An 8,666-nucleotide genomic window follows, 5' to 3' on the forward strand; every position below is an offset into this window, starting at 1 on the left:
GGTTACGTCCGTGCTGAAGGCCCGAACGAGCGTTTGAGCGGATTCGAGTTCTCGCTCCACAATGCCGTCGAGCGCACGCGCGCTGCACTGCGCAGCAAGATCATGCGCACGCTGGAGGGCAAGCCATACGCGGGCGTGATTGTCGCGCTGGCGATTGGCGACCAGCGCGGCATTCCGCAATCGGATTGGCAGGTGTTCAATCGAACGGGCATCAGCCACCTCATTAGCATCTCGGGGCTGCACATCACGATGGTTGCCGGCTTGGTGGCGTTGCTGGCGACCTGGCTGTGGCGGCATTCCTTCTTTGTACGCGGCGCCGCGCTACCCCTGATGCTGCCCGCGCAAAAGCTGGGCGCAGTTGTCGGAATGCTCGCGGCGCTGGGCTACGTAGCGCTTGCTGGCTTTGGCGTGCCCGCGCAACGGACTCTGTACATGCTCAGCGTGGTCGCGGTCGCGGTGTGGTGCGACCGGCTGACAAGCATCAGCCACGTGCTGCTGCTTGCTGCGGGTGTTACGGTGCTACTCGATCCTTGGGCCGTCATGTGGCCGGGATTTTGGCTCTCGTTTGGCGCTGTCGCCACCATTCTGTACGCCTCCATCGGCCGCCCAGAACGCCACAGCGCGAAGCGGCCAGAGCGCAGCGACAGCCGCGCAACATCCACCGCAAGCGGCGAGGGCAGCGGCGACGGCGACGGCGGCGAGGACGGTCCAGGCGGACAGGGCGGGCACGTTACGCGCGATCCGCCTGCGAAGCGTGGCGTGCCGTTCACCCGGCGCGAAAAAATGATGCGGGAGCTGAGCGCTGCTGCAACGACGCAGTATGCCGTCACGGTCGGCCTGGTGCCGCTGACGATGCTGCTGTTTTCCCAGATATCGATCATCAGTCCGATCGCAAATGCCTTTGCCATACCGCTCGTCAGCTTGCTGGTCACGCCACTCGCGCTGGCGGGATGTGCGATGCCGGCACCGCTCGATGCGCCGTTGCTGCTCGTCGCGCATGAACTGGTGAACTGGCTGGCGGCAGCGCTGACCTGGTGCAGCGCACGGCCATTTGCCATCTGGTCGGCGCCCACGCCGGATTGGTGGATGTTCGCCTTCGCACTCGCAGGAACTGCCTGGCTACTGGCGCCGCGCGGATGGCCCACGCGCTGGCTGGGTATCGCCACCTGGCTGCCGTTGCTGGCCGCCGAGCCTGCGCATCCGCCGCAAGGCGAGCTGCTGGTAACGGCTTTTGACGTGGGCCAGGGCATGGCGCTGCTGATCGAAACCGGGCACCATCGTCTGCTATACGACACCGGCCCATACTACGCGCCGGAAGCGAACGGCGGCAACCGGGTCATCGTGCCGTACCTGAAGGCGCGCGGTATCAACCGGCTGGACGGCATCATCGTCACGCACAGCGATGCCGATCACTCCGGCGGCGCGCTGACCGTCATGGAAAGCGTGCGCACCGGTTGGCTGCTTTCGTCGCTGAGCGAAGGCCACCCAATCGTAAAGGCAGCGCCGCATCACAGTCACTGCGAGGCCGGCCAGCATTGGGAGTGGGACGGCGTCCGATTCGACATGCTGCACCCCATGCCGGACAGCTATGCTGACCGCTCGCTCAAGCCCAACGCACGCGGCTGCACGCTGATGATCCGCGGCGCTCRCCACGCGATCCTGCTCCCCGCGGACATTGAGGCCGCACAGGAAGCCGCACTGGTGGCGCGCGAGGGAGACAGTCTGCGCGCCGACGTTCTGCTGGTGCYGCATCACGGCAGCGGGACTTCGTCAACGCCGGTGTTCCTGAACGCGGTCAAGCCGCAGCAGGCCATATTCCAGCTGGGCTACCGCAATCGCTACCACCATCCGCGCGCCGACGTGGTGGAGCGTTATCGCCAGCTGGGCGCCACCTTGAACCGCACCGACGAATCGGGCGCCATCATCCTGCAGCTAGGCCAAACGCTCACTGTTACAAAATATCGTGAGCAGCACGCGCGCTACTGGTACGGAAGGTAGGCGATAATTCGAGGCTTTGCACTAAACATTTGCTGCCATTGTTTTTAGAATAAGTAGATGACTAAGCCGAAAATCCACTTCTCGCACGCGAACAGCTACCCGTCGGGAACCTACCGCCAGTTCTTCGAATTCCTTGGTAGGGATTTCGACATTCAGGCCCTCGACATGCACGGACATAATCCGGCCTATCCTGTACAGGATGGCTGGGATGCGCTCGTGAAGGAACTGATCGTCGAATTGCAAAAACGTTATGATGAGCCGRTAATCCTGGTCGGCCACTCGCTGGGCGGCATGCTGAGCCTCATGGCCGCGGCGGAACGTCCGGAGCTGGTGCGCTGTGTCGYGATGCTCGATTCGCCCGTCGTTGCGGGCTGGCGCGCCATGGCCTGGCGCCTGTTCAAGAATACGCCTTTGGCCGATCGCTACTCCCCGGCGCGATTTTCGGCCAAGCGCCGAAACGTCTGGCCCAGCAAGGAAGAGGCGATGCGCCACTTCGCCAGCAAGGAAGTGTTCGCGAAATGGGCGCCCGGCGTGCTGATGGACTATCTGGACGCCGGCCTGAAGCCGCATCCGGAAGGCTTCGAGCTGCGCTTCACCCGCGAAATTGAAACCGCCATCTATCGCAGCCTGCCGCACCATATCGGCAATCTGGTAGCGGGCAAATTCCCTGTGCCGGTTGGGTACATCGCCGGCGACCGTTCGGAAGAAAACCGCCAGGCGGGCCTGGATGCGACCAGGGCTCTGGTCGGCCGCCATTTCCGCACTGTTTTCGGCGGACACCTGTATCCGATGGAGTCGCCGCAGCTGACGGCAAACCTCACGCGCGACCTGATTTTCCAGATGGTGGGCGAGGAAGCCGATGTAAAAATGTTCAAAGAGCGGGCTTTCGCGTAAAATCGCACCGGAACGGCGCCAGCCTCACGGTGCGCGCTTCCTAGCAATCCAGAGAAAATTCCAAGCGATGACGATTAAAAGCGATAAATGGATACGCCGCATGGCGGAAGAGCATGGCATGATCGAGCCCTTTGAAGCGGGCCAGGTCCGTTCCGTGGACGGCCGTAAGGTCATTTCCTACGGCACCTCCTCGTACGGCTACGACATCCGCTGCGCCGACGAATTCAAGGTTTTCACCAACATTAACAGCACCATTGTCGATCCGAAGAACTTCGATTCGAATTCCTTCGTCGACGTAAAGAGCGATGTCTGCATCATTCCGCCGAATTCCTTCGCGCTGGCCCGCACCATCGAATACTTCCGCATTCCACGCAATGTGCTGACCGTTTGCCTGGGCAAATCGACCTATGCACGCTGCGGCATCATCGTCAACGTGACCCCGTTCGAGCCTGAGTGGGAAGGTTATGTGACGCTGGAGTTCTCGAACACCACGCCGCTGCCGGCGAAGATCTACGCCGGCGAAGGCTGCGCCCAGGTGCTGTTCTTCGAGAGCGATGAAATCTGCGAGACTTCCTACAAGGACCGCAACGGCAAGTATCAGGGCCAGCACGGCGTGACCCTGCCGAAGGCGTAAATCAGGACAGCGGCAGCGCGATCTCCACGCACAAGCCGCCGTCTTCGCGGTTGGCGGCATTGATGCTGCCACCGTKCTGCTGCACCACCTGCTGGGCGATTGCCAGACCCAGTCCATGGCCTTCCACGTCCTTCTGCGTAGTGCTGCTGCGGTAGAAGGGCTGGAAGATCGCCTTCAAATCTTCTTTCTGAACACCGGGGCCGCGATCCAGCACGCGAATGCGCAGCTGGCGTTGCGCTTCATCCCTTGCCATTTCCACGTCCACTGTGCCGCCGACAGGGCTATGCTTGATCGCGTTGCGTACCACGTTTTCGATGGCGCGCGCCAGCAGGTCGGGTTGGCCGACGATGTGGCCGTCGGCGTCGCCATGTTGAACAACTGCGCGGCCGTGCGTGGCGGCTTCGAATTCGGCGTCGCCGACGATGCCGTCCAACAGATCGGCCATGCTGATTTCTTCGCGCGAGGTGGTGATTGCGCCGGCTTCCAGACGGGATAAGGTCAGCAGTTCGCCGACCAGTTTGTCCATACGGATGCTTTCGCGCTCGATGCGCTCCAGGGTGGCGCGCATTTTGTCGGGCTGCTGATGGGCGAGGCCAATGGCGGCCTGCAGGCGCGCGAGCGGGGAGCGCAGTTCATGCGACACATCGTGCAGCAGGCGGGTTTGGCCGTCGATCAGACTGCGCAGGCGCGCGGTCATGCGATCGAAGTCATGGCCGAGGGCATTCAGTTCGTCGCCACGCTTGCTGGTGTTGGCGAAGCGCGGGGCGAGGTCGCCTTGCGAGGCCGCTTCGAAAGCATCGCGCAGCGAGCGGATCGGACGGGAGAAGTACCAGGCCAGCAGCGCCGCGAACAGCAGGCTGGCCAGCACGGCAGCCACCACCGGCACGTAGGGCGCGAGCGGCTGGAAGCGCGGACGCCCCTCCGGGCCGCCCGGCATACCCGGAACGGGGCCAGGACCTATGCCCGGACCGGGGCCGCGACCCATGCCCGGGCCAACGCCAGGTCCGCCAGGCGGCGGCTCGGCAACGGGGCTGGACGCCGATGCGTAGGCGGGGTTTGCCGCACCCGCACGGCCGTGCGCAGCGGCCGAGGCGGTACTGCCAGCGGTGAGCACTTCCGCGGCGGGGGCGGAGGTGGCCGCGCTGGCGTCACCCAGCGCCATGGCAGGCGGTGCGGACGGCTGGATGGAGGCGCCTTGCGGCGGGGGCGGGCCGTCGAAGCCAGGAGGAGGGCGGCGGTCGCGGCGATAGCCTGGCATCTCCATGCCCGGCATGCCGGCGCCGGCCAGCAGCATGCGCGACTCGCTTTCCAGTCCGCGCTGGCGTTCGCGCGATGGCAGGAAGAGCATGTAGCGGTGACCGTCCGGCGACGTCACATGGCGCACCACGCGCTGGTCGCCTTTGTTGATCATGGCCTGCGCTTCATTGAGCATGGTCGGATTGACAATGCGGCCCAGCAGCTCATGGCCGGCATCGTCCACCGCGAATACGCGATGGTGCGGCATATTCTCCAGCATCGGGCGCAGGCTTTGCGTGCCGCCATAGGCCAGCGTGGACGCGGCGGCTTCAATCGCCAGTTCGGCCGGTGGGCTGGTGTCGATATCAGGGCGCTTGACCTTGTCGGCATCGCGATTCTTCAGCCAGACCGCGCTGCCGATGGCAAAGGTGGCGGCCAGCTGCGCCAGCAAAATCGAAAGGAAGAATTTCCAGAACAAGCGGCCCACAGCCTTACTCCTTGATCAGCTGGTAGCCCAGGCGGTAGACCGTTTGCAGGCAGGAGCGTCCATCGGCGATGGTGCCCAGCTTGTGACGCAGACTGCTGAGGTGCACGTCGATATTGCGGTCGAAGCGCGCCATCGGACGTCCCAGGCCTTGTTCGGACAGGATGTTCTTGCTGACCGGCTTACCCGCATTGCGCGCCAGGACTTCCAGCAGATTGAATTCGGTGCTCGTCAATTCCAGCGGCGCCCCAGCCCATGCGGCGCGGCGCTGTTCCGGCCACATGGTCAGCTGGCCAACGACGATGGGCGAGCCAAGCGCGCTGTCGGCAGGAGCAGCCTGCGTGCGGCGCAGGATGGCGCGGATGCGCGCCGTCAGCTCGCGCGGTGTGCAAGGCTTGGCAACGTAATCGTCCGCACCCAGTTCCAGGCCGACGATGCGGTCCGTATCGTCGCCGCGCGCGGTCAGCATCAGGATCGGCATGCGGCTGGCGGCGCGGATGCGGCGCAGGGTTTCCAGACCGTTCATACGCGGCATCATCACATCCAGTACCGCGATGGCGTATTGGCCGGTGAGGGCGGCCGCGGTGCCGGACTCGCCATCGTTGGCCGTCCTCACCTCGAAGCCTTCCTGCTCCAGATATTCCTGGAACATGCCTACCAGTTCTACGTCGTCGTCTATCAGCAGTACCTTGCTCATTGCCTGTTTGTCTGAAAAATAAGGGGGAATGCGGCCATCATAACAAAACCGCCCCTGCACAGCCTTCCGTCTTTACGTGGATTTACGCCTTCCTTACGGCGCTTTACACGCCCCAGCCAGACAATGGCCACTCCTGATTTCTTCAACCTGGAGTGAATATGAAAAAGACAAAACAAAACCTTCCCCAACTATTGCTCGCAGCCGCCATGGCGTTGCCACTGGCGGCGTACGCGGCGGACGAAGCGCCGCCGATGGGCGATGGCGGTCCGCGCGGGCCGATGGCGGAAGGTGGTCCAGGCATGCCGCCTCCGATGGTGGCCGGCATAGAGCAGCGCGGTGGCCAACACGAAGGTCCTGGCCGTGGCGGTCCGGAGTTTGGCCCTGGCCCTGAATTTGGTCCGGGCATGGGCCATGGTCCGCACTTCCTGCGCGGGATCGAATTGACGGAAGCGCAACAGGACAAGGTCTTCAACATCCTGTACGGCCAGGTCCCTTATCTGCGCGAGCAGCACAAAGCCGAAGAGAAAGCCATGCGCGCGCTGCACGAGCTGCGCAACGCCGACAAATACGACGATGCGGCTGCCGTGAAACTGGCGCAGGCCGCCGCACAGGCCCATGCCAACATCACGCTGCAGGAAATCCGCACCCAGCAAAAACTGCTGGCCGTGCTGACGCCTGAGCAGCGCAAGCAACTGGACGAGCGCAAGCCGCGCGCGCCGCGTCCCTGATTTTTTGTCCCCACCAAAGAGCATCAAGAGCATAAGGAGAAAAGAATGACCATCAATTCCCTGACTTCCAGCAGCGCGGCCAGCCAGTTGAGCTACGTGAGCAAGCTGAATTCGGCCAATTCGACCAGCAGCAGCGGCCAGACCGATGGTGTGCGTCCCCCGCCACCGCGCGACGGCGGTGGCTTCATCAGCGCCATTGCGGATGCGCTGAAATCGATCGGGGTAAGCACGGACAGCAGCTCCAGCAGCACCGATTCCAGCACCACCTCCACCGATAGCACCAGCACGGACTCCACCACCACTACCAGCAACGCGGCGCAGGCACTGGGCAGCTTCCTGGAAAATCTGATGGGCGCACTGCACGCACAAGGCGGTGATCAATCCGGTCCGCCGCCATATGGCGAGCAGGGACAGGGCGGTCCGGGCGGCGTGGGTGGTCCAGGCGGCGCTGGCGGTCCGGGCAAGCTGGCCGAAGACCTGCAAAGCCTGATCTCCAAGCTGGGTTCGAGCAGCAGCACCGATTCCACTTCCGATAGCGACAGCACCGACAGCACGGACGATAGCGTTACTTCGCTTGAAAGCTCATTCAAGGACCTGCTGCAATCGCTGGGCAGCGACACCAGCAATTCTTCGGATCAGCTGACCAGCTTCCTGCAAGCGCTGTCCAGCAAGCTGCCCAACTCCGGCAGCAGCGGCAACCTGATTAACACCACGGCGTGAGGTAGGGGCATATGGAAGCACACGATCACGGCCTTGCCGCCGACCTGGCGGCCATGATGGAAATGACCACCGGCCGCCGGCAGTCCCTGCGCTGGCTGCTGGCCGGCGCCGCGCTGCCTTTGATGGGTTGCGGCGGCAGTTCGGATAGCAGCGACACCACGTCCAGCACCACCAGCGGCGAAACCAGCACGACCACCAATACGGGCACCAGCACTGGCACCGGTACGAGCACCGGCACCACGACCGGCAGCTGCACGGTGATTCCGGAGGAAACCGGCGGCCCATATCCGGCCGACGGCACCAACAGCACCAGCGCCGGCGTGGTCAACGTGCTGAATCTGTCGGGCATCGTACGACAGGACATCCGCAGCAGCTTCGGCGGCGCTACGGCGACCGCCGCCGGGGTTCCCTTGACGATCAAGCTGCACATCAACAACGCGAACAACAGCTGTGGCGCGGCGGGCAATTTCGCCATCTACCTGTGGCACTGCGACCAGAACGGCAACTACTCGCTGTACTCGTCCGGCGTCACCAACCAGAACTACCTGCGCGGCGTGCAGGAAGCGGATGCGAACGGCGACATCACCTTCAAGACCATCTTCCCCGGTTGCTACGACGGCCGTATGCCGCACGTGCACTTCGAGGTGTACCGCTCGCTGGCGCAAAGTGTCAGCGCCTCGAACCGCATCAAGACTTCGCAGTTCACCTTCCCGATGGCGACGCTGAACGAAGTCTATGCGACCACTGGCTACAGCTCCAGCGCCTCCAATCTGACCCGCATCAGCTACGCCACCGACATGGTCTTCAGCGACGGCTACTCGCTGCAGCTGGTGTCCATGACCGGCAACGCTACCGACGGCTACGTCGCCACGCTGACGCTGGCGGTCGCCGCCTGATCAGCCCATGAAGCCGAGGTTCTGATTGCTGTAGCGGTACAGCGTCGGGAACACGTCGGCCAGGTTCGCGTCGCTCAGGCCGAACCAGCGGCCCAGGGTTGCGCCGTACTGCTCCACGGAGATCGTGGGCAGCAGCGCACCCTGGCCCACATCCAGCGAATGATTCAGGCCGATGGTGGGGAAGCTGCCGTAGATGTTATTGCCCCGTACCGCGCCACCCACGACGAAGTGATGCGAGCCCCAGCCGTGGTCGGTGCCGTCGCCATTGCTGGTCAGTGTGCGGCCGAAGTCGGAGGTGGTGAAGGTGGTCACGCTGTTGCGCATATCGCTGCCCATCAGGTTGGACAGGGTGCTGTCGAACCAGGCCAGTGCGCGATTC

The 8,666-nt window shown here is 63.6% G+C and carries 9 protein-coding genes; 6 read left to right on the plus strand and 3 right to left on the minus strand.

The window, feature by feature from the left end; translation table 11 throughout:
- From AB4Z11_RS14380 to dcd, 3 genes are all read left to right on the plus strand, one after another.
- Positions 1-1,998 (plus strand): DNA internalization-related competence protein ComEC/Rec2 (locus tag AB4Z11_RS14380; RefSeq protein WP_442025929.1); only part of this gene is annotated, 1,998 nt, incomplete at its 5' end.
- Positions 1,999-2,055: 57 nt separating this feature from the next.
- A complete protein-coding gene (locus AB4Z11_RS14385; RefSeq protein ID WP_442025930.1) occupies positions 2,056-2,892 on the plus strand; it encodes an alpha/beta fold hydrolase in 837 nt (278 codons plus the stop codon).
- 67 nt (positions 2,893-2,959) lie between these two features.
- Positions 2,960-3,526, plus strand: a complete 567-nt coding sequence (gene dcd / locus AB4Z11_RS14390) for a dCTP deaminase (protein ID WP_442025931.1) — start codon at positions 2,960-2,962, stop codon at positions 3,524-3,526.
- A 1-nt stretch (position 3,527) separates the two neighbouring features.
- On the opposite strand, the gene AB4Z11_RS14395 is transcribed toward dcd, so the two are convergent.
- Together AB4Z11_RS14395 and AB4Z11_RS14400 are read right to left on the minus strand one after the other, a co-directional pair.
- On the minus strand, positions 3,528-5,249 hold the full coding sequence (locus AB4Z11_RS14395) for a HAMP domain-containing sensor histidine kinase (protein WP_442025932.1): 1,722 nt from the start codon (positions 5,247-5,249) through the stop codon (positions 3,528-3,530).
- Positions 5,250-5,253: 4 nt separating this feature from the next.
- Positions 5,254-5,943 carry a response regulator transcription factor gene (locus tag AB4Z11_RS14400; RefSeq protein WP_442025933.1) on the minus strand — a complete coding sequence of 230 codons (690 nt, stop codon included), beginning with the start codon at positions 5,941-5,943 and terminating at the stop codon, positions 5,254-5,256.
- A 158-nt stretch (positions 5,944-6,101) separates the two neighbouring features.
- Between AB4Z11_RS14400 and AB4Z11_RS14405 the strand changes: the two genes are divergently transcribed.
- The 3 genes from AB4Z11_RS14405 to AB4Z11_RS14415 are packed head-to-tail and all read left to right on the plus strand — an operon-like array spanning position 6,102 to position 8,287.
- Positions 6,102-6,671 carry a Spy/CpxP family protein refolding chaperone gene (locus AB4Z11_RS14405; protein ID WP_442025934.1) on the plus strand — a complete coding sequence of 190 codons (570 nt, stop codon included), beginning with the start codon at positions 6,102-6,104 and terminating at the stop codon, positions 6,669-6,671.
- A gap of 45 nt (positions 6,672-6,716) precedes the next feature.
- Positions 6,717-7,391: a hypothetical protein gene (locus AB4Z11_RS14410; protein WP_442025935.1), complete on the plus strand. Its 675-nt coding sequence runs from the start codon at positions 6,717-6,719 to the stop codon at positions 7,389-7,391.
- Between the two features lie 11 nt (positions 7,392-7,402).
- Positions 7,403-8,287, plus strand: coding sequence for an intradiol ring-cleavage dioxygenase (locus AB4Z11_RS14415; RefSeq protein ID WP_442025936.1), 885 nt, complete (start codon positions 7,403-7,405; stop codon positions 8,285-8,287).
- Here AB4Z11_RS14415 and AB4Z11_RS14420 read toward each other — a convergent pair.
- Positions 8,288-8,666 (minus strand): DUF1501 domain-containing protein (locus AB4Z11_RS14420; protein WP_442025937.1); only part of this gene is annotated, 379 nt, incomplete at its 5' end.

Source organism: Pseudoduganella sp. RAF53_2 (assembly GCF_052113985.1).
GTDB lineage: Bacteria > Pseudomonadota > Gammaproteobacteria > Burkholderiales > Burkholderiaceae_D > Rugamonas.